This window comes from Bacillus sp. T2.9-1, from assembly GCF_950097965.1.
Taxonomy (GTDB): domain Bacteria; phylum Bacillota; class Bacilli; order Bacillales; family Cytobacillaceae; genus Niallia; species Niallia hominis.
Map to the genome: position 1 here is coordinate 1 of NZ_CATNHG010000100.1, position 22,470 is coordinate 22,470.

At 35.0% G+C, this 22,470-nt stretch carries 17 protein-coding genes; 8 read left to right on the forward strand and 9 right to left on the reverse strand.

Translation table 11 applies throughout. The features are described from left to right. The first annotated feature begins 253 nt into the window (after positions 1 to 253). A complete protein-coding gene (locus tag QQZ16_RS14390; protein ID WP_284561442.1) occupies positions 254 to 619 on the forward strand; it encodes an SIS domain-containing protein in 366 nt (121 codons plus the stop codon). Positions 620 to 673: 54 nt separating this feature from the next. Continuing rightward, positions 674 to 1,306: a YdeI/OmpD-associated family protein gene (locus tag QQZ16_RS14395; RefSeq protein ID WP_284561458.1), complete on the forward strand. Its 633-nt coding sequence runs from the start codon at positions 674 to 676 to the stop codon at positions 1,304 to 1,306. A gap of 392 nt (positions 1,307 to 1,698) precedes the next feature. On the opposite strand, the gene QQZ16_RS14400 is transcribed toward QQZ16_RS14395, so the two are convergent. From QQZ16_RS14400 to QQZ16_RS14435, 8 genes are all read right to left on the reverse strand, one after another. Beyond that, entirely contained in the window at positions 1,699 to 2,451 is a 753-nt protein-coding gene (locus QQZ16_RS14400) for an ABC transporter permease (protein WP_284561443.1), read from the reverse strand. Next, complete coding sequence (locus tag QQZ16_RS14405; protein ID WP_284561444.1) at positions 2,448 to 3,197, reverse strand: ABC transporter ATP-binding protein; 750 nt, start codon at positions 3,195 to 3,197, stop codon at positions 2,448 to 2,450. Before QQZ16_RS14405 ends, QQZ16_RS14400 begins: the two co-directional genes overlap by 4 nt. Positions 3,198 to 3,387: 190 nt before the next feature. Then, positions 3,388 to 4,332, reverse strand: a complete 945-nt coding sequence (locus QQZ16_RS14410) for an ABC transporter substrate-binding protein (protein ID WP_284561445.1) — start codon at positions 4,330 to 4,332, stop codon at positions 3,388 to 3,390. A 4-nt stretch (positions 4,333 to 4,336) separates the two neighbouring features. Then, positions 4,337 to 4,909 (reverse strand): UbiX family flavin prenyltransferase, encoded by a 573-nt coding sequence (locus QQZ16_RS14415; protein ID WP_284561446.1) that lies wholly within the window; start codon positions 4,907 to 4,909, stop codon positions 4,337 to 4,339. A gap of 42 nt (positions 4,910 to 4,951) precedes the next feature. Beyond that, positions 4,952 to 5,968, reverse strand: coding sequence for a 4-hydroxybenzoate octaprenyltransferase (locus QQZ16_RS14420; RefSeq protein WP_284561447.1), 1,017 nt, complete (start codon positions 5,966 to 5,968; stop codon positions 4,952 to 4,954). Next, positions 5,955 to 7,400 carry a menaquinone biosynthesis decarboxylase gene (locus tag QQZ16_RS14425; RefSeq protein WP_284561448.1) on the reverse strand — a complete coding sequence of 482 codons (1,446 nt, stop codon included), beginning with the start codon at positions 7,398 to 7,400 and terminating at the stop codon, positions 5,955 to 5,957. Before QQZ16_RS14425 ends, QQZ16_RS14420 begins: the two co-directional genes overlap by 14 nt. 504 nt (positions 7,401 to 7,904) lie before the next feature. Next, positions 7,905 to 9,146, reverse strand: a complete 1,242-nt coding sequence (locus QQZ16_RS14430) for an MFS transporter (RefSeq protein ID WP_284561449.1) — start codon at positions 9,144 to 9,146, stop codon at positions 7,905 to 7,907. A gap of 53 nt (positions 9,147 to 9,199) precedes the next feature. Then, the gene (locus QQZ16_RS14435; protein ID WP_284561450.1) at positions 9,200 to 9,673 is read right to left on the reverse strand and encodes a hypothetical protein; all 474 of its coding nucleotides are present in this window, start codon (positions 9,671 to 9,673) and stop codon (positions 9,200 to 9,202) included. A gap of 188 nt (positions 9,674 to 9,861) precedes the next feature. Between QQZ16_RS14435 and QQZ16_RS14440 the strand changes: the two genes are divergently transcribed. Beyond that, positions 9,862 to 11,127, forward strand: a complete 1,266-nt coding sequence (locus QQZ16_RS14440; protein WP_284561451.1) for an ATP-binding protein — start codon at positions 9,862 to 9,864, stop codon at positions 11,125 to 11,127. Positions 11,128 to 11,243: 116 nt separating this feature from the next. Here the strand turns inward: QQZ16_RS14440 and QQZ16_RS14445 are convergent, their stop codons facing one another. Beyond that, the gene (locus tag QQZ16_RS14445; RefSeq protein ID WP_284561452.1) at positions 11,244 to 11,804 is read right to left on the reverse strand and encodes a BsuPI-related putative proteinase inhibitor; all 561 of its coding nucleotides are present in this window, start codon (positions 11,802 to 11,804) and stop codon (positions 11,244 to 11,246) included. A 306-nt stretch (positions 11,805 to 12,110) separates the two neighbouring features. Here QQZ16_RS14445 and QQZ16_RS14450 point away from each other — a divergent pair, with 306 nt between their 5' ends. From QQZ16_RS14450 to QQZ16_RS14470, 5 genes are all read left to right on the forward strand, one after another. Further along, positions 12,111 to 16,622, forward strand: coding sequence for an immune inhibitor A domain-containing protein (locus tag QQZ16_RS14450; protein ID WP_284561453.1), 4,512 nt, complete (start codon positions 12,111 to 12,113; stop codon positions 16,620 to 16,622). Between the two features lie 159 nt (positions 16,623 to 16,781). Continuing rightward, complete coding sequence (locus QQZ16_RS14455; protein WP_284561454.1) at positions 16,782 to 17,972, forward strand: MalY/PatB family protein; 1,191 nt, start codon at positions 16,782 to 16,784, stop codon at positions 17,970 to 17,972. A 422-nt stretch (positions 17,973 to 18,394) separates the two neighbouring features. Then, positions 18,395 to 19,750: a polysaccharide pyruvyl transferase family protein gene (locus QQZ16_RS14460; protein WP_284561455.1), complete on the forward strand. Its 1,356-nt coding sequence runs from the start codon at positions 18,395 to 18,397 to the stop codon at positions 19,748 to 19,750. A 269-nt stretch (positions 19,751 to 20,019) separates the two neighbouring features. After that, positions 20,020 to 21,372: a polysaccharide pyruvyl transferase family protein gene (locus tag QQZ16_RS14465; RefSeq protein WP_251627649.1), complete on the forward strand. Its 1,353-nt coding sequence runs from the start codon at positions 20,020 to 20,022 to the stop codon at positions 21,370 to 21,372. Between the two features lie 312 nt (positions 21,373 to 21,684). Next, positions 21,685 to 22,440 (forward strand): hypothetical protein, encoded by a 756-nt coding sequence (locus tag QQZ16_RS14470; RefSeq protein WP_251627648.1) that lies wholly within the window; start codon positions 21,685 to 21,687, stop codon positions 22,438 to 22,440. The last annotated feature ends 30 nt before the right edge of the window (positions 22,441 to 22,470 follow it).

A 22,470-nucleotide genomic window follows, 5' to 3' on the forward strand; every position in this document is an offset into this window, starting at 1 on the left:
GCTTGGCGCAGGTGTTTATTCATTTCAAGCTCAGAAAAAACCGAATTAAGTTCTTTTGGTAGTTGATTGTTTTGGCTATTTTGGTCTATCATATAGGGAGCACCTCTTCTGTATGGTAGTGTTTTCTAGACAATTACACTATACCAAAGAATGAGGTGTTATTTCATTTTATTAAACACTGTCAAGCAACATATTTAATAGACCATAGACGCAATACAACTAACGATTTGCACTTATTTTTTTGGTGCGAAAGTTGAGTAATAATAAAAAAATGTACATTATCCCTGCAGAAACAGAGTTTGATTTTCTTCTAGATAAAATGAAGCCAACAGATCTAGTAATTGTTATATCTTTAAGTGGAGATGCTAAGAATATAATAGCTCAATTAAGACAGTTGTCCGTAAAATCCATTCCTACACTGTCCATCACTTCCTTTCATAACAATCATCTTGCAACACTATCTACATATAATATTTATTATGAATCATTTGAGTTAGGTAAGCATTTTGGTATTGAACATAGATCATTGCTTGGATTATTTACAGTTATTGATTCCATTTATAGAGGATATTTAGAATATACCATTAGAAAGAAAAAAGAGAAGGATTATAGGAGGTGATTAACATTGGCAAAAACGATTGTCGAAAAATTAAATTTAAAAAAATATAAAAAAATGGCGATTCTTAATAATCCAAGAGAAACTGATTATTTTCCGGGATTGGTTGACTATGATGATGAGCTACTATCTAAATATGATGCTATATTTGGATTTGTACTAGATATGAACGAGATGCGAGAAATGGTTGATACGATTATTCGAAAAGAATCTTTAAATAAGAAAGGCTATCTTTTTTTAGCGTATCCAAAGAAAGGAAATAAAATCTACTCAACATATATTCATCGCGATGAACTATTCTTGGGATTAAATACAGATTCAGAAGGGTATGTTGGGGAAAGTACGATAAAATTTGCGCGAATGGTTGGATTAGATGATGTTTTTACTGTAATTGGTTTAAAAGAGGAAGAAAAAAAGAAGAAAGTAGCAGTTTCCTTAAAAGCGAGCCAGCGTGTAGATGATTACATAGAAAAAATACCAGAAATTGAAAAGGATTTAACAGATTCGCCGGAGCTATTATCCTTCTACCAATCCCTAACATCAGGTTATCGCAAGGACTGGGCGCGGTATGTATATAGTGCAAAGCAAGAAGGAACGAGAGAAAAAAGGAAAGCGGAAATGAGGATAATTCTTCAGTCTGGTTATAAAAGTAGGGATATTTATAAAAGAGGGTATGGAAGAGAAAAATAAGCATTTTTTTTAGAGGCTGGGACAAAACTAAATAACCAATCTTTAAAGACGAACAATCTCTAATTTAGCTCTTAAATAAAGCTACTTTCTCATGATGGTTATCTATGTTTTTAAATATAGTTAAGTGTAAAAACTAAGTCGTTCCATTGCGCTACAGACGCACGATGCGCATGGGAGGAAGCTAAGCCTCCTCGCATGCGCTGCGGGGTCTAAAGCGTTTCTATTTCCCGCAGGAGTCGAGCGTCCTCCGCTCCATTTCACTTCGTTTTTAAACTATTTTCAAAACTGAAAAACACGAACTTTTATGTATATTATCTATACGAAAGTTCGTGTTTATTATTAGTTGAAATGCTTTTGTCCCAGCCTCTTTTCACTATTTTACTTTTGTCGCATCAACTATTCGTATTTCTCCATTTTAAAAAAGTGCTTTCCATTAAATCAATAAGTACAAAAAGAAGAAAACCTACTAAGCTTAAGACGATAATTCCGCTATACATATCAAGGTAATTTATGCGCATCCAAGCGTCCATTATATAATAGCCCATTCCATATTCCGTTCCATATATTTCTGTGAAAAAAAGAATGGATATAGCTGTTCCTAATGCAATACGAATAGAGCTAAGTATAGAAGAAAGCGCAGCAGGTAATGTGATTTCTTTAAATTCTCGCCATTTACTAGTGCCAAGACATCGAAGGATATAGTAGGTTTCATTGGGAATATCTTTAACACTATCACGAACAGCTATAATCATTTGGAAAACGATAATTAAAACTATCATAATAATTTTTGATGATTCTTTTAAGCCGAATATTAGCATGACAGCTGGCAGTAAGGATATCTTCGGAATGGGATAAGTAAAATAAATAATGGGATTTAATATCTTATTCCATTGTTTAGATTGACCCATCAATACACCAACTAGTAAACCGATACATACAGAAATTGCTATTCCAACAAAAATTCGAACAAGACTATAACCTAAATGAATGTAAATATCTTGTGAGGCTAAAGAGTAAAGATTAGAAAGAACCTCTATAGGTGCTGGCAAAATTGGTTTGTTGATGATGAGAGAAGCGGCATACCAAAGAAGAATAATGGAAATAAAGCCGAATAAGAAATCCTTCCATTTATCAATGATTTTCATTTTTTCCATTCCTTTGTCATGATATTTCGAATATCCGTTGCGATTTGTAAATACTCGATGGATGTTCGTTTGTTTTCAACCTTGTGAACAGGATTATCTAAAATGGTGATTATTCTTCCAGGAGAAGGAGACATAATCACAATTTTAGTCCCTAAATAAATGGCCTCTTCTATACTATGAGTAATAAGCAAGGTTGTAATATTTTGATCCTTCCATATCTTCAAAAATAGCTCTTGAATACTTTCCCTCGTTAGCGCATCCAATGCAGAAAATGGTTCATCCATTAAAAGGATATCAGGTTGTAGAACAAAAGCTCGTGCAATCGCAACTCGCTGTTTTTGACCGCCGCTCAAGTTATTTGGGTATTGCTCTTTTAGTGCCGAAATATTAAGTTTTTCCATTATTTCTTCGATGTTATTTAAGGTTGTTTTGTCTATTTGACGACCTTTTACTTTTAAGGCTAGTAGGATATTGGCGAAAACTGTTTTCCAGGGTAGCAGTCCATAGTTTTGGGGAATTAGCCCGATTGTATGATGTTTTGCCGAGATATTCTCTTTATTTAGCAAAATCGCTCCTTTACTATATGGAGTTAAACCAGAGATAGCCTTTAGCAAGGTTGACTTCCCACAACCTGAAGGACCGATAACAGCATAGATTTCACCTGTATTGATTTGTAAATGAATATTTTTTAAGACTGCGGATTTAGTTTGATCATAGAAAACATCTACATTTTTTATTTCTAACATAATAAACTCCTTTATGTGAAACTTTTAACAATGGAAGCTTAACAACCCCTTAGCGGCTAGTTCGTTAAACCAATGTGGATTTATCATTAGCAAGAGGTGAGAGTCTTACTGAAATTAAAGAGTGAGATAAAAAATGGGGGTATCTCCCCCTATAATAATTATATGAACGGCATTAGGAAGGACAATATCCCTATTTAATCGCTATATTTGATAGTACATCTGCTGGTTTTAATTTTTTTGTTAATAGTTCTTTGCTTTTTAACCAGTCGAACGCTGCTTGTATATCTTCCTCTTTCGCAAGGCTGTTTCTTCTGAATTCAGGCAACTGAATTTGCTCTTTTAGCTCCTCAGGGTAACCAATTTTATCAATAACGATATCCATGTATTCATCAATTGCATGTGTATTTAAATAATCAACCGCTTCATCATAGGCTTCATAGAAGGCGATAATTTCAGGACCTTTTTTCTCAATAGATTCTTGCGTAAATGCAGTAATAAAAGGATCAATCTTTAGTGCATCTGTAGATGTTAATTCCTTAAGTCCTGCATGTATTCCCATGGTGACAAAAGGTTCTGGAAGAACAGCAGCATCTGCTTGGTTATTAGTAAGTAGTTCAAGTCTAGTTGGAATGGAAGGAACCTCTTCTTTTGTGACATCATCAGCTGTTAGTCCTACTGATTCTAATGCTTTATCCAGTGTATATTCAATCGAAGTATTTTTGGAAACAATGACATTTTTCCCTTTTAAATCATGAATATCAGCAATGCTTGGATTGGCAAGAAATACAAAGCTTCCAGTTGTTGAGCCGGTGATTTTTACATCGAATCCTGCTTCGTTATATAAACCAATGGCAATTAAATCGCTAATAATTCCGTCTAAATTTCCACCTTGGAATGCGGCATCTCTATCTTTAGCGCTTTTAAATGTCTGCAAATCTACCTCTACACTATGTTTTTGAAAGTAGCCCTGTTCTTCGGCAATTATCATGGGGATGGCATCGATCGAGCCAATTAAGCCAAAGGTGATTTTATCGGAACTATTTTTGGTAGATTCAGTAGTATCTGAACAGGCTGTTACGGTCAAAAAAATCATTAACATAAAGGGGATGAGTAAGTATTTTTTTGCATATTTCATTTTATTAGCTCCATTTCTTGAATAAATTATTTTCAATCTGTAAGGAATCAAGTATTTTACCAACCATAAAGTCAATAATGTCGTTAAGTGTAGTTGGCTTACTATAAAAGCCAGGTGAAGCTGGAAATATCGTGGCACCTGCTTTTGTTAATGTCAGCATATTTTCTAAGTTAATGAGGTTCACTGGTGTTTCCCTCGCTAAAAGAATAAGCGGACGCCTTTCCTTTAAACAAACATCTGCTGCACGATCAAGTAGATTGTCGGAGATGCCATGCGCAATCTCAGCAAGAGTCCCCATTGAGCATGGTGCGATAATCATTCCATCTGTTTGATAAGATCCACTTGCAACGCATGCGAAAAAATTTGTTACATCTTCAAGAACAGCTTTGTAGCCTTCTTGCTGTAAATTTTTCAAAAAGGTCTCTAAATGAATATCTGTTTCAAATGTAATTACTTGTTTCGCCGTATCTGTGGCGATAACGTGAACCAAATAGTCTCGTTTTGCAAGCTCTTCGATTAGTCGTAAACCGTATATACTGCCGCTAGCACCGGTAAGACCAACTATAAATGTCTTCATTTTAGTCCTTCTTTCAAGTTAGTATTTTATTTGTGATAAAAATCACAAATAAATGTCGACGATAGGAAAAAAAATAAATACTACACTAACTATTTCGTTAATATTATAGGAAGCGATTTTTGCATGAGTCAAATTCGTCGGTTTAACAATAAGATGTTCAATGATTAAGAGTACGGTGATAATTAATATGCCAGTGAAGTAAATCCATCCAAACGTTACGGTAAGGAAACCAACGAAATATAAAAACAAAATCGCAACAAAATGCAGGAAAGATGAAATATATAAACCATTCTCTAGACCGAATTTGGCCGGAATCGAATGAATACCATTGGCACGATCAAATTCCACATCCTGTGAACCATAAATAATATCAAAACCTGCTACCCAGCATGCGTTAATGACAGATAAGAATATGGGGATGAAAATAGAGTTTTCCATACTAAGTCCTGAAATAAATAAATGTATCGTATACTGAAATAGCTGTCCTACTTGAGCAAAGTTCCCAAATAAAACAGATTTCAATAAATCAACTAAAGCTACAAACGCTGGCGTAAAGTCACCTAAATCGCCGGTAACCGCAATCCAAGCTCCCATTGGTGCAATGGCACAGGTTACTCCAAGAAAAAGATGGCATAGAAAGGTGAATCGTTTCGTGTAAGAATAGGCAACCAGAAAGATAAGTGCTCCTGGAGAAAGTAATGCACATAATGGATTAATAAAGAAAGCGGAAAGGACCATTAGGACAAAACAGAAACAGGAGAATAGGATAACTTCTTTTTTTGACAATACTCCCTGAGGAAGCTGCCTAGATGCTGTTCGTGGATTTTTTGCATCTATTTCTGCATCTATTACTCTATTAATTGCATTTGCTCCCGTCCTTGCACTTAATAGTGACAGAAAGATTAAGCCAATCTTCCAAGGAGGCAAAAAGCTATTTTCTGTAAGTTTGCTAGCTAGTATCATGGATACTAAACCAAAGGAAAGAGAGAAAATCGTATGCTGGAACATAACTAAGGTGCCGTATTGCTTTACTTTATGGAGGGCTTTAGTCAAGACCATATTCTTTCCATCTCCTTGATACAAACTCTTTCATCTCAGTACTCATTTCAATGTCATCTGGCCACTCTCTTGTATGTCCTTCACTAGACCATTTTTTTGTTGCATCCACACCTAGCCGATAGCCTAAATGCGACATATTGGAAGCATGATCTAATGCATCAAGTGGCCCTTCGCTAATTACCAGATCACGTTTTGCATCAATATTATTGAAGACCTTCCAAGCAACTGTAGAAAGATCATGTGGATTAATGTTTTCGTCTACTACAATAATCATTTTGGTATACATCATTTGGCCAATACCCCATAAGGAGTTCATTATTTTTTTGGCATGACCAGGAAACCGTTTCTTTATTGAAACAATTACACAGTTATGGAACACTCCTTCTAAAGGAAAGTTGTAGTCCACTATTTCAGGGTATTGCATCTTAATTAGAGGAAGGAAAATTCTTTCTGTTGCTTTTCCTAAATTACAATCTTCCATCGGTGGTTTCCCTACAATAGTTGTTGGGTAGATGGCATCTTTTCTATGTGTGATACATTTCACATGAAAGGTCGGATAGAAGTCTGCTAATGAATAATATCCAGTGTGATCGCCAAAAGGCCCTTCAAGACGAAGTTCTTCATTTACATCTACGTAGCCTTCTAAAATAAATTCTGCATTTGTTGGAACATAGATATCATTTGTTTTACTTTTTACGAGTGTAACAGGTCGTTTACGCAAAAAGCCTGCAAACATCATTTCATCAATCATTTTTGGAAGGGGAGCAGTGGCAGCATAAGTAATTGCTGGATCACAGCCTAAAGCAACAGAAACAGGCATTTTTCCGCCAAGCTTTTTATACTTTTCATAGATTTCTCTTCCATCTTTATGTAAGTGCCAATGCATGCCCGTTGTATTTTTATCATAGACCTGCATGCGGTACATCCCCATATTTTGTTGGCCTGTCTCAGGATCTTTCGTCATTATAAGTGGAAGTGTAATAAATTTCCCTCCGTCCTTTGGCCAACATTTTAAAATTGGTAATGTATTTAAATCAGGATCCATTTCTACGACATCCTGACAAGAACCTTTAGGGACTTTCAAAGGAAAAACATTAACTAGTCTACTAAGCTTTGGAAGTGCCTTGAATTTATTCATAAGCCCTAAATAAGTGGTCATATCGATAAAATCCCCAATTTGATTTCCGATGATGTCCAAGTCATCAACTTCCAATGCCATATTCATTCTTTTATAGGAACCCATCGCATTTATTAAGAGCGGAAATTTAGATCCTTTCACGTTATCGAATAATAGAGCAGGACCATTTTGCTTGGAGATTCGGTCGGTTATCTCGGTTATTTCTAGTTCTGCATCCACCTCGACTTTTATCCGTTTTAGTTCATTTTCCTGATCTAAAGCGGCGACGAAATCATGTAAATCTTTGTATGCCATAATACAATCTCCTTCTAAAAAAATAGTATGTGATAAAAGTAACATAGTTTATCAGCAATTTAAAGACAGTCCATTCAAGTAAGTGTGACAAATTAAGGACAGTACCTAAAACTCTCGTAAAGGAAGAGGAGGTACTGTCCTTTCTAGGATAAGGAATGTTTTTAAAGCAGAAATCATAGTTTAGTATATACAGCAAATTTAAGAAGGAGAGGACTATATTGAATTTTGTTAAATTAGCAGATCATTTTTGGAATGGCATGACTTTGACTTTTGTAAATCATAAAAGCGTTATTTATCCATATTTGTCCTTTATGATAATAGCTTTTCTCTTTGAGATATTTCTTACAGTGCTAATAAGTATATCTATTTATTTCTTTTATCAATTTGGATATTCCCCAGAATTTTCTTTTTACATTGGATGTTGCCTTGTCTTCCTACTACTAGCTATGACAATTATTACAATTAAATCTATTTTTAGAAAGATTAATATGTATCAAAAAGTTATTAAATGAGCTCTCTCTTCTTCCGTAAATAGTAGAATAAAATGACACAGCAAATGGAGCAAAGTAGGGATAGAAGTGCAATAAATCCATAGCCTGCCTGTTGTCCAATGACACCATTACTCGTATGGAACAAACGATTTATCCCATCTATAATGACTCCAATCAGCAGGTTTCCGAGCACACTTGCAATTCCCATTAATGTAACTGTAAAGGTTATAGCTGTACCAGTTCCCTTTGGATACCTTTTTGCCAGCAATGCCATGACAGTCGGATAAATGGGAGCGATGCCAATTCCAGCAATTGCAAACAGAATGGCCCCTTTTTCTCCAATGATAATGGCAGCAAAACTGCAAATGCCAGAGAAAGCAGCAAAAATCATAATGGAAAGAGTATAGCCGATTCTATCTGTTAACGGGCCAAGGATTAGTCTTGAAAGCATAAAAAATAAGAAGAACATTGATAGCATGCCAGAAGCTGTTTCTATATTCCATGAATACGCTTTAATTAAAAAGTTAACTAACCAGCCTCCTACAGCTAGTTCAGACACTACCCCAAAGGAAAGAATCATTACAATGAGCCAAGCAACTGGATCCCTAAGTAAAATTCGATAAGATACATTCTCTTCACCATTTGTTTCTTCCTCTGGAAATTTTCCGAAAAAAGAAGGGATGATAGGCAGAAGGGCTAATAGCAATACAATAAAATACATCCCTCGCCAGCTTAATTCTCCTCCTGCGATAGTCCATTTCATCATCCAAGATGCAATAATTGGTGCTACCATCGAACTTAAACCATAGAAAAAGTGTGCAAGATTCATCATAAATCCTGTATTTTTTGTGAAAATACGAGCAGCCATTATCCCTAGGCCAATTTCAAGCATTCCATTTCCAATATATAAAAGGAAATAGGAAGAAGAAAGGGCAAAATATTTTTCAGAGAAATATAGACATATGCCAGAGACAGCCATTGATGCAAAAGCAACAATACCTGTCCATTTAATGCCAATCCTATTTGCTAAAGCAGCTGTAAAGGTACAGGCAATTAAATAGCCGAGGGAGTTGATTGCAAGCAAAAATCCTATTTGCGACTCACTTAAAAGGAAGTCAGCTTGAATGATTGGAATGGCAGGTCCTTTCACATTTTCTGATAATCCGAAAATAAGAAAACCGCCAAAAATGACAATAAGAAGAAGATAGTAATTAAGCTTTGCCTTTTTTTTACTAGAAGCGTTTAAGTGATCCATAGGCATCCTTTCTTTTTCCTAAATGTGGTGTAATATAAAGATTATGAAAATACTTATTTATGATATCGGGATTGACGAGATGGAAGATGTTCATTATTTTCGACAGTAGGACTGTCATTACTGTCTGATTGATTGTTTCTTTTATGAAAAATCTTTTTTATTCCTTTAAAAATTAAGGTGATAACTAGATATATACCGAAAAAAAGTAGGAAACCGTTAATACCCGCAACAGCATCTGCAAACTCCATATTCCCCCGTCCAGTAATCCCCTGTTGAATTTCAATAGCAAAAACTAATACGAGGATGAGCGTAAATGTGTAGATAAAAGAAATACTCTTAATGCTCCAGGTTGCTAAGCGTTTAAAGATGAATTGCACAATAAAGAATGAAATAATTCCAATGATGCCAATAATCCATAAATGTAAGTCTTTGTCTGTAGCTTGCCAGCCAAGAATAGAGGCAACGTCCATAATAATATCGTGGAGAATATTGACAATTTCAGCTATTATTTTAAAAAACTCTACCATTTTATACCTCCTTTAAAAAGTCATCTTTCATCAAATTATACTTGACGATGGGAAAAAATAAAATAAGTAATCTATTATTCTAGCCTTGAAATGTCCTTCAAGTTAAGGGATAAACATGTTACTATAGGAGAAAAGATGTTCATTACAACGAACGGTTTTGGAAATAATATATTGAAGGGGCAATGACCATGCTACTTTGGAATCGTAATAGACAAATATGGGGACAAATTACGTTAGTATTAGTCTCTGTATTATTTACTACTTACCAATTTGTGATTAATCATGATCCATTTTTTACTATTGATTTTTTCCTGTTTACGATATTAGCATGGATTGTTGGCTGGAGGTATGATCTATCTCGATATTATGAAAAGAAAGCAAAGGATAGTGAAGAAAGCTATCGACTCCTTATGGATTCTTTGCCTGAGTCCATATTCATCCAATCACAATGTGACAATAAATTGATTTATGTCAATCATGCCGCTGTAAGAATGATGGGAGCATCGAGTAGAGAGGAGTTAATCAATCAATCTTTTGGAGAATTTGTATCGGCTGATTATATAGAACGCTGGAAAATGAGAGTAAAGATAGCGATGAAAAAAAAGAGGCCACTATCTCATATTGAGTATAAAATGATACGGATAGATGGAAGTGATTTTTTCTATGAAGCATCCTGTTTAGCGATTAAATTAAATGGAAAAGAAGCAGTATTGTCTATCGGAAAAGATGTTACAGCTAGTAAAGAGGAGACAATGAATTTACTGCAAAAGTCGGAAAAACTAGCGATTTTGGGAGAAATGTCTGCAGGGATTGCACATGAAATTAGAAATCCACTAACTTCTATTAAAGGATTTATTCAGCTTGCTAAATCAGAAAACCCCAAAAATAAGTATTTTGCAATTGTATTATCAGAGATTGAAAGAATTAATAGTATTGTTGGAGAGTTGCTTTTCCTAGCTAAACCTACTGCTGATGTTTTTTTAGTTAAAGATATTCGAAATATTATTAAAGATGTGGTTACTTTAATACATACCCAATTGAGCTTACATAACATACAGATTAATGAAGTATATGACTGGGATATACCGAAAATTTTATGTGAAGAGCAGCGATTGAAACAAGTATTTATTAATCTTTTGCAAAATGCCATCGAAGCTATGCCCAAAGGTGGGTATATTTCTATTAAGGGGACTTTCTTAGGAGAGGGCAATATTTCGATTGAAATCATGGATCAAGGAGTTGGAATTCCTGAGGAAAGAATTTCTACACTCGGCGAACCATTTTATACAACAAAGGAAAAAGGGACAGGGCTTGGTCTAATGACCTGTTATAAAATTATTGAAAGTCATAATGGCAAACTTTGCTTTCAAAGTGAAGTAAACAAAGGAACAAAAGTAACAATCATTTTTCCCGCTGCCATACAGGATACTTTGCTAGGCACAGCCATTCATTGAATGAAGTCATGAAGAGATAAAATAATCAAAATCCCCGCTCATATAGTGGGGATTTTGATTATGAAATGCATTTTGCGGAAATAGAACTTAGCGTTTTTTGGTTGAAGCTATTTTCCTTACTGCTCTACAGAAAAATCGAAAGACTTCTTTAATTCTAATTCTTTGGAGAGAAATACAAAACTAATCGTGTAAGAACCAGGTGGCAGCTTTTCTTCTGAAACTTCATACAAGGAAGAGCCTCCAGGCTTTATGAATACAGTAGAAGGAAGCTTTATATCAGATGATGTTTTAACCTGCTTCACAAGTTCACCGTCAGCTTTTCTAATCGAGTATGCATATTGTTGCATCGTATCAAAGTGAAAAGTAAAAGCGTGCTTAGCGTTATTTGTTACTTGAAAAACAAAACGTAGACTTGATTCTTCTTCTGTATAAGAAATCGAAGCTTCCATTTTACTTAAAACATTTTTATCCTCCCCTTGAAAGTCGAAATCATCTTTTGCAGGAACAGTAGTCTCTATTTCCTTATCTTCGTTCTCCGTTTTAGGTGAATGAATGGGAGAAGGTGATTCCTCTTGTTCGCTGGTAGAGGACTGTTTTTGGGACTCTGTCATATTTCCATCTGAGCAAGCGGTTAACATTAGGAAAATAGATAAAACAATTCCCTTTTTAACTCCCATGCTAAAACCTCCTTTACTATTTTTCTTTTTAAAATCTATAAATATTACAAAACTTCTCGAAGAAGGCTTTTACTCTATTATTCCTTATTATTTACAATATTATAATAATATTGTAATAGTTGCTAAGAAAAAAGTAAGAAATTAGTAATATTTATTGGAAAATATATTCTTTTTCTCTATTGTTTTTGTTATAGTAATATTCAGACATCTCAGAATTTTCCTATATAAATATTATGAAAATACAAAGAGACAGTTCAAAAGGAGGGATTGGAGAAAACTGTCATAAAAAACATTGGGGGATTTGAAATGGTAAATTGGAAGAAAGTGATGGGAACTTCAGTATTATCCGCTAGTTTAGTTTTTACTTCTTTTGGTTCATTATTTGGAAATGTTGATAAAGTAGAAGCAAAGACTAGCCCTGTATTACATACTCATGATGATTCTGCTCTGCCGTTTATGAGCAAGCATGCAAGTGGTCCATTTGATATTGGAATGGTGAATGAAGAAAAGGTACTTGCATCTTTAATTGAACAAGGGATTATTAGTAAAAATGTCTCGAAAGATGAACAACAGAAGAAATTATTATCCTACTTAAAGAAGCGTGCTGACAAAGCGGAAGAATTGGTTGATGATCCAAAAGAAGCACGTAATGAAATTCAAAAGAAAACTGGGCTAGATCCTGTAGCTGCTGGGATTCCAAAAGAGTCAAAAAAAGAAAAAATTGCTGCAAAAAAGACATCACCAGATTCTATTGTAGAGGAGGACTGGGATGGCGAAGTAATTGAAGACGAAGTGTTAGTATTACTGATTGATTTCCCAGACTATCCACATAGTAGCATTACGGAAGAGGATAACCCGGTACTCCTATATGATGACTATACAAAAGAACACTATGAAGAAATGGTATTCGGAGACACTACTTATAAAGGTGGAAATGGTGAAGACTTTATTTCCATGAAAGCATATTATGAAGAACAATCAGGGGGAAGCTATACCATTGATGGAGTAGTATCTGACTGGTATACAGCAAAACATCCAGCTGCCTATTATGGTGGAAACTATCCTACAGCAGACGGCAGTGATATTCGTCCAAGAGATTTAGTGCAAGAAGCCTTAGAAGCTGCATCAAAGGACCCTAATATTGATCTGTCTCAATTCGATAAAGAAGATCTATATGATTTAGACGGAGATGGAGATTATCGTGAACCAGATGGCATCATTGATCACTTGATGATCGTTCACTCTGGAACAGGAGAAGAAGCAGGTGGTGGCTCTATTGGTGCTGATGCTATTTGGTCACATAGTTGGAGTCTAGCAGAGCCTACTGTTATTTCAGGTACGGAAGGACAAGCAGAAGTCCCTTACTGGGGTGGAGGGTTAACTGCTTATGACTATACTATTCAGCCAGAAGATGGTGCAACAGGTGTTTTTGCCCATGAATTTGGCCATGATTTAGGCTTACCTGATGAATATGATACGAATTATACGGCTGGTGGTGTAGGTGCACCTACCGATTATTGGACGATTATGGCATCTGGAAGCTGGGCAGGTATCATTGGCGGTACAGAGCCTACTGGATTTAGTCCATACGATAAGGAGTACTTGCAAAATAAATGGCCAAATTCTAACTGGTTCAAACCAGTAGAATATAGCCTAGACGATATTATGAATGGTACGAAAACACTGAATATCGATCAAGCAAGTATGAAAGGGACAAATGCAGATGCCATAAGAGTATCTCTTCCTAATAAGAAAACAGTTATTAACACGCCAACTAGTGGAGAATACGAGTATCATAGTGGAAGTGGGAATGATTTAAATAATGATCTCGTTACAACCGTTGATTTAACGAAAGCTACAGAAGCTGCATTAACTTTTAATGCTAATTATGATATTGAAGAAAATTGGGATTACGCTTCTGTACAAGTAGACGACGGTTCAGGATGGAAGGCAATTCCAGGTAATATTACAACCGATCAGGATCCAGAAGGATATGGACAAAATCCAGGACATGGTATTACAGGAACATCGAATGGATGGGTCAATGCTTCATTTGATTTATCTGCATATGCAGGGAAAGAAATTAAACTGAAAATAAATTACTGGACAGATAGTTATGTTGCGATGCCAGGTTTATATGTAGATGATTTAGTTGTTACTATTGATGGAGAAGAAGTTATTGTAGATGACGCAGAATCAGATGAATCCGCATTCACACTTGAAGGATTTGCAAAAAGTAATGGTTTAAAAGAGTCAGAGCATTATTATTTAGTAGAATGGAGAAACTGGGCAGCAGCGGATACAGCGTTAGGTAGAATAACTCGCGGTAACTCTGTATTAACACTTGATCCAGGTATGGTTGTTTGGTATGTGGACAATCTATATGACAATAACTGGGTAGGAGATCATCCAGGTGATGGATTTTTAGGAGTAGTAGATGCACATCAAGCAACTGCAGCATGGTCTGACGGAGAGGTAGCTTCTACTAGATACCAAATCCAAGATGCAGCATTTTCTTTAAACCCAACGGATAAAATGTTTATTGACTATTTAGCTGTTGATAATACAAGTATTACATTACCTTCTCAGTCAGCAGTTCCGACCTTTAATGATTACAAGGATTATTCTAATCCAGGTCAAATTTACTCTGGACGTAATGTGCCGAAATATGGGTTAAATATTAGTGTACTTTCACAAGCAGAGGACAATAGTGTAGCACAGATTCAATTATCTTATGATGATCATAATCCAAAAGTAGAAGTTAGTGGATTGAATGATACTTATTCAAGTAATGAAGGCTATAATACTCTTGATTTATCTGTCATCAGTGACGATGAAGCATTAGATCAAGATATTACTGTCACAGCAAAAGTAGTAAATAAAGAGCAAGATACTGTTGTTTCTGCGGAACAAAAATATGTCTCTGATTTAGAAGAGAAAGAGTTAAACTTCCAGCTTACTCTTCCTGAAAAATTAGAATCTGGTGAATATACACTAGAAGTCACCGTAGCAACAGCAGACAAGGTAATCGTCTCTAAAACAGATACATTTAATGTAGATAATGAAGCTCCAATTCCAGATGTTGGAGAAAATAATGGTTCTACAGAGCCAATTAATCAAGTTTCTGTAACAGTGAATATTCCAGACGCAAAGGATGATACGTTAGAATATTTATGGTCCGAATCGGAAGAATTAGACTCTGTAGAGGCCGTAACAGCAAAAGGAATGAAAAATTCGGTAACAGAACTAAATGCATGGAAACCATTTAAGAATGGAGATACATTAACCTTAGAAGGACAGAGTGGAATATATTATCTACATGTTCGTGGAAAAGATGTATTAGATAATACAATTAATTGGACTTCTAACGCCTTTACTGTTGATGCAGATGTGCCTGTTATCACTTTAGAGGGAGATAATCCATTCGTTATTCAAGCTGGTACAGAGTATGTAGAACCAGGATTCGCTGCTAATGATAATGTGGATGGAGATATAACATCTTCTGTTGAAGTTACAGGTTTAGAAGCACTAGATGTAACGAAACCAGGAGAATATGTATTAACATACACAGTAAGTGATACAGCTGGAAATACTGGAGAAGTTCAAAGGAAAATCCATGTAGTCGATGAAGAAAAGCCGTATATTTCTTTAACAGAAGGTAATGTAGAAATAGAAGTTGGAGATGAATATACAGAACCAGGATATACTGCCATTGATAATGTGGATGGAGATGTAACAGATAAAGTAGAAGTTACTGGTGATGTAGATACATCGACACCAGGTGAATATACGTTAACCTATACAGTTACAGATTCCAGTGATAACAGCTATTCTGTTACACGCATAGTAAAGGTAATTGACACAACTGCACCAGTTCTAGCTTTAGAGGGTGAAGAGAAAATTATCATAGAGGGCGGTACAGAATATGTAGAACCTGGTTATACTGCTACAGATATTGTCGATGGAAATCTTACTGAAGCTGTTGAGGTATATGGTAGCGTAGATGTAACAAAGGTAGGAGACTATGAATTAAAATACCATGTAATCGACTCGAGTGGTAATGAAGCAATTGCTATTCGTACTGTGACAGTTCAAGATACAACAGCACCGGTAATTAAGCTTTCAGGTGAAGATACGATAACATTAGATTTAGGTCAAGCTTACTTAGAGCCTGGGTTTACAGCAACTGATACGTTAGATGGGAATATTACGGATCAAGTAGTAGTATCTGGAACACTTCGCTTTGAAGTAGGAACCTATACAATTACGTATACAGTAACAGATGCTGCAGGAAATGAATCAACTGCTAAACGTACAGTTAAAGTCGCTGATAAAACGGCACCAAATTTAACCTTAAAGGGCAGTTCTTCCATCACTCTAACAAAGGGAGAGAAATATGAAGAGCCTGGTTATAAAGCGAGAGACAATGTAGATGGAGATTTAACAGATGAAGTAATAGTTTCTGGAAAAGTAGATACTAACAAAGTAGGAGCATATACACTGACATATACTGTTACTGACTCTTCTGGAAATAAAACATCTGTAGAAAGAATTATTATCGTGAATGAAGAACCTGCTACAGACAAGGACGATAATAACGCCGGATCAGATAATGATACTGATAATTCATCCGATTCTACAGGTGGAACAGGAAATAACGGCAATTCAAATGGAACAAACACTACCGGAAATGCAAGCCAGTCTGGTAGTAATTTACCGAATACAGCAACTTCCACTTACAATTGGATTTTAGCAGGAACAATTATAATTGTTGCTGGTATAAGTTTATTTATTATTCAAAGAAGAAGAAAAGCGTAATTTAAGCAATCCATACTGTACAGAAAAGAGAAATCATCTCTTTTTTGTACAGTATTTTTTTGAGAAAAATCAACAGTTTATGTGGAAGCAGGTCAAGGTATTGTAGCTTATTTTTCGTGTTATAATGACTACATTAATAGGAAGAGGATGGTGAATATTATGATTAACAATTTTGATGAAGTAGTAAATCGACGAAATACTTATTCCGTTAAATGGGATGGTGGAAAGATGATTAAGGAGATGGGATTAACAGAGCGTTATGATGAGGAGACTATTCCGCTCTTTACAGCAGATATGGATTTGCCTGTACCACAAGCATTAGTTGATGCATTACATAAAACGGTTGATAATCGCATCTATGGCTATTCCGTTTTTCCAGACGAATATTATGAAGCAATTCAGTACTGGTTCAAAAAAAGACATGATTGGAATATAGAGAGAGACTCTATTGTCTATAGTCCAGGAACGGTTCATGCGATTAATATGGCTGTTCGTGCTTTTACAGAAGCTGGAGATGGGGTAATTATTCAACGTCCGGTTTATCCGCCATTCACCTCAGCAATTGAAGAAAATGGAAGAGTAGTAAGAAATAACGCATTACTTAAAGATGAAGAAGGTTACTATACGATAGATTTTGCTGATTTTGAAGAAAAGGCAAAAGAAGAATCAACAAAGCTATTTATTCTTTGTAATCCCCATAATCCAACGGGGCGTATTTTTTCAGTAGAAGAACTTACTCGCTTATATGAGATTTGTGTGAAACATAATGTGTTAATAATTGCAGATGAAATCCATGGTGATTTAATAAGATGCAATCAGAAATTCACTCCAATTGCCAAAGTGGCAGAAAATAATGACCATTTGATTACTTGTACGGCGATCAATAAAACATTTAATGTAGCAGGACTTCATTGTACAAATTTAATTATTCCGAATGTAAAGCTACGAAATAAATTTAAAAAAACGATGGGACATCAATTAGCGTCTCCTTTCACCATTTCTGCGCTTATTGCAGTGTATAAGGATGGAGAAGAATGGCTAGAGGAATTAAAAGAATATATTGACGGTACAATGGTATGGGTGAAGGCGTACATAGACGAACATATGCCAAAGGTAAAAGTAATGATTCCGGAAGGTACCTATATTATGTGGATGGATTTTGGAGGTTATGGAATTACTCCGGACGAAGTACATGAACGTATTTATCATCGAGCTAATGTTTTGCTGGAGGATGGTAGTATGTTTGGAGAAGAGGGAATTACTTATCAACGAATCTGCATCCCATCTCCAAGATCAATTATTAAAGAAGCAATTGAAAGAATTGCAAAAGAGTTTGCGGATTTGAAATAAGAGAAATATTCTGTTTTTTTAGGGTCTGATAATAGAAGATACTTTATTTCAACTAGTGTAACAGGAGAAACTGTGCACTTAGATGAAAAAAGATATCTTTTACAATCAGATTCTTTTTTTGCTGCTCAATTTTCAGGTTTAGATTTAGTAAATAAGGGGAAAGGGGAGATGGTTGGTTTTTTACAATTGGATTTAATACATTTTTTAGTTAAGAAAAAATTAAGCTTCTTTTTTTATCCTACAGATTAAGAAGGAAATTTTATAGATTTATCATTTGCAAATATACGATTGAATATATTAGTTGTACTACTGTATAAAAAAATGAAAAGTGCTAATGATGTTACTAGGTATTTATCAAGTAGGTTAGTAGAAAACGGAAGAAATGATGTTATTAATTTTGTTTTATAGAAAGGGTTAGTAAAATGAAGAATATATTGATTAGAGCGGGCATGTCACCTCTGGATATTTTTGATGCATCTTACATACTAAACAATAATTCGATTGGCGGGAATGTTGGAAACCTAATATATCAATATAGTGTTTTCCGTACATTAATGACAGAGGACACAATCATAACGCCAGATTACTATGATTATGAACCATCCAGAGCAGATGAAATTAATGAAAAATATGACTGTTATGTCATTCCATTGGCAGATGCATTTCGGAAAGAATTTGTTCCGACGTTACGTAAGTACACACAATTAATAAAAAAATTGAAGATTCCAGTTTATGTTATTGGTGTTGGGCTTCGTGCTCCATTCGAACCAAAATTAAATGAGGGTTTTCCTTTTGATGAAGATGTAAAAGAATTTATTAAAGCAGTTTTAGAAAAATCAAATATAGTTGGATTACGAGGCGAGATTACATCGAAGTATTTGACTGGTTTGGGCTTTAAGGAAGGAGTAGATCATACTGTAATTGGATGCCCTTCTATGTATACGTTTGGCAGAGAATTGACTATTAGAGAAACAAATATTACGAAAGAATCTATGGTTTGTGTGAATTCTTCTCGATTATCGCCAAAAAACGTCCTTGACTTTATTACTAGAGGCATGCAGGAATATCCAAATCATTATTTTATTCCACAATGGCTTAAAGAATTAAGACTAGTACATTTAGGTGCACCAGCAATAGCGCCAGACAGCAACAATTATCCAGTTAAGATTTCTGATGCAGCATATGCGAATAATAGAGTTCGTTATCCATTGAATGCGCCAACTTGGTTTGATTTTATTGGTCAAGCCGATTTAAGCTTTGGAGCTAGACTACATGGGAACATTACTGCAACTATATCTGGAACACCAAGCATCATTATTCCAAAAGATGCTCGGATGAGGGAGTTGGCAGAATATCATCAGCTAACACATGTGATGGCAAATGAAATTAATGAGACAACAAGATTATCTGACTTAATTGATAAAGTAGATTTCCAACAGCCGACAAAACGTCAAGCGGAGAATTTTGATAACTATATTAATTTCCTGAATAAAAATAAAATCGATCATATTTATAAAGAAACGAATCAACCGGCACGAATACCATTGGAAGAAAGATTGTCTAACGTTTCATTACTTCCATTAGAAGTACCAATTAGTGCTTGCAGTATTGAAGAAACGGTTGCTAGATGGGAGAAATTCTATTCAGGGGAATCTCCACAAATTAGTGCATTGAAGAAGAAAGTAAAAGACAAAGACAATAAAATTAAAAAGCTAGAAGGACAATTAAATCGGAAGTCTGTCAAACTAGTATTGAAAGCTGCAAATGTATTTAGGTAAGGTTGATGCCGTATATGATTTTATTTAAAGGACATCCTTTTCATAAGTACTTCAAACAACCGAAGCAACAATCTTTTAGAATTAATACTTAAGTAAAAAAGATAAGCACCCATGTTAAACATTGAGGTGCTTATTTAAATTTGGATTCACTTTAAACGCTAGGTTTAAAAGGATTCTATCCTGTCAAAAATATAAAAATGCATGTCTTATAAACACAGGCTAAGTAGGACAAAGGTACGATAAAAAAATGTGGTGGGGAAGAAGCGAATATGAAAAAAATATTAATAAGAGCTGGTATGTCACCCTTAGAACCATTTGATGCGGCAAAAATGATGATTGATAATACCTTTGGTGGGAATATCGGAAACCTAATCTATCAATTCAGTGTGTTTCGGACGTTGATGACTGAAGATACAATGATTACACCAGATTATTATACATATGGCCCTGAGAGAGCAGATGAAATAAACGAAAATTATGATTGCTATGTTATCCCATTAGCGGACGCTTTTCGGAATGAATTTATTCCATCCCTTAGACGATATACGAAATTAATCAATAAGTTAAAAGTCCCAGTTATTGTAATTGGCGTCGGATTAAGAGCTCCTTTTGAACCAAAGCTAAATGAAGGATTTCCATTCGATAAAGATGTGAAAAATTTTGTTCAAGCTGTTTTAAAGAAATCATCTATAATTGGCGTCCGTGGAGAAATTACAGCAAAATATCTAACTCGTTTAGGCTTTCGTGAAGGCATTGACCATGTAGTAATTGGCTGTCCTTCCATGTATACCTTTGGAAGAGAATTACATATAAGAAATACTCATATAACGAAAGAGTCAAAAATCTGTGTTAATTCTTCTCGTCGTTCCCAAAAAAAGGTCCTAGACTTTATTGCTAGAGGGATGGAAGAATATCCAAATCATTATTTTATTCCGCAATGGTTAAAAGAATTGAAATTAACGTATTTGGGAGCACCATCCATAGCAGAAGTAAGCAAAAAATATCCAATTAAAATGTCAGATCCTGTATATATGAACAATAGAGTCCGATTTTTCCTAAATGTACCTACATGGTTAGACTTTATGAAAGATGCTGATCTGAGTTTTGGAGCAAGGCTGCATGGGAATATTGCAGCAACGATTGCAGGAACCCCAAGTTTAATTATTCCTAAGGATGCTCGAATGAGGGAATTAGCTGAGTACCATCAACTAACAAAGTTAATGGCTAATAAAATAACGAGCAAGACAACCTTGTCTGGAATAATAGAGAAAAGTGACTTTCAAGCACCTACAAAGGTACACGCTATGAATTTTGATCACTTTATTGATTTTCTTAATAAGAATAAATTAGAGCATATTTATAAAGATACAAATACACCATCGATTGTTCCATTAGATCGAAAGCTGGCAGAAATTAAACTTGAACCTCCTGTGCACCCATTAAGTGGATGTAGTCTAGAGGAAATGGTAGAGCGATGGGAGCGATATTATCCATTAGAAAATAGCCCGAAAAATACAAGTACACCATCTATTACAAAAGACCATTTTAAGACAATGTTTATCGATATGATTGCAACAAAAAAGGAGAAAGTCTTCAAAAAGTTCTCAAATAATAGGCAGTAGGTAACGAAAATCACTGTGAAAATAAATATAGCTATTAGAAAGTATTTCAGCTTCCTTTCTAATAGTTATATTTAGTTATTCCACATAAAAAAGATTTTTTTATAAAACACGACGTATTCTTTACCAATAGACAAAAGATAATATATAATAGAGAAGAAGGAATTCCACTTTTTGTGGACTTGCTATATTTTTTACTAAATTGAAAGGATGATTTTTATTGTTATTCAACAGGCAGTACAAACCGAATTAATTAAAAAGTATTGGGAAATGTATGAAAGTAAGAAAGAGAGGCCGTATCTTGTAAAGCCTTCAATGCCAGTTATGTATTTTGGTAATAGTAAGAAGTATTTTGAATCCCCTATCCGCATCATTACTGTAGGTCTAAATCCGTCTAGGCGCGATTTCCCTGACCCTGACCCTTTCCAAAGGTTTCAATCAATGAAACGAGACCATCACTATCAATTCAATCAACAATATATTACTGCACTTGACCAGTATTTTGAAAAAGACCCATATAAAGCATGGTATGAGCCTTCTTTTGAACCGATTTTGAATGGATTAAATGCAAGCTTTTATGGTAATAAAGAAAATACGGCATTGCATACAGATATTTGCTCACCGCTTGCAACGAATCCTACTTGGGATAGTTTAAGCAAAGAAGCAAAGAAAGACCTTCAAGCTAGTGGCGTGAAATTATGGCATGAGCTTATCGAATACTTACAACCAGATGTTATTCTTATTTCAGCTGCAGGAGAACATCTATCAAAAATTAAATTTGAGACAGAAAGTGATTGGGAGACAGTTTATACGGTTCCTAATTCACGTTATTTAATAAATAGTAAGAAAGTAAAATTAGCGAATAAAACAGTGAATGTCTATTACGGCAGATCAGCAGAAATACCATTTGGCCAAGTTTCTCCAAGCAATAAGGTGAAGATTGGTGAATATATTAGGGTGATTGCTGAGAAGAAGGATCAGCCGATTGATTTTAGAGCATTTCACCATGCGGTTTTAGAATCGGAGCAGCGAGATAATCAACTTTTTGGCTGGAGTCAAGAAGCGAACTAATATAAAAAGGAATCAGACAGTTATGTTTGA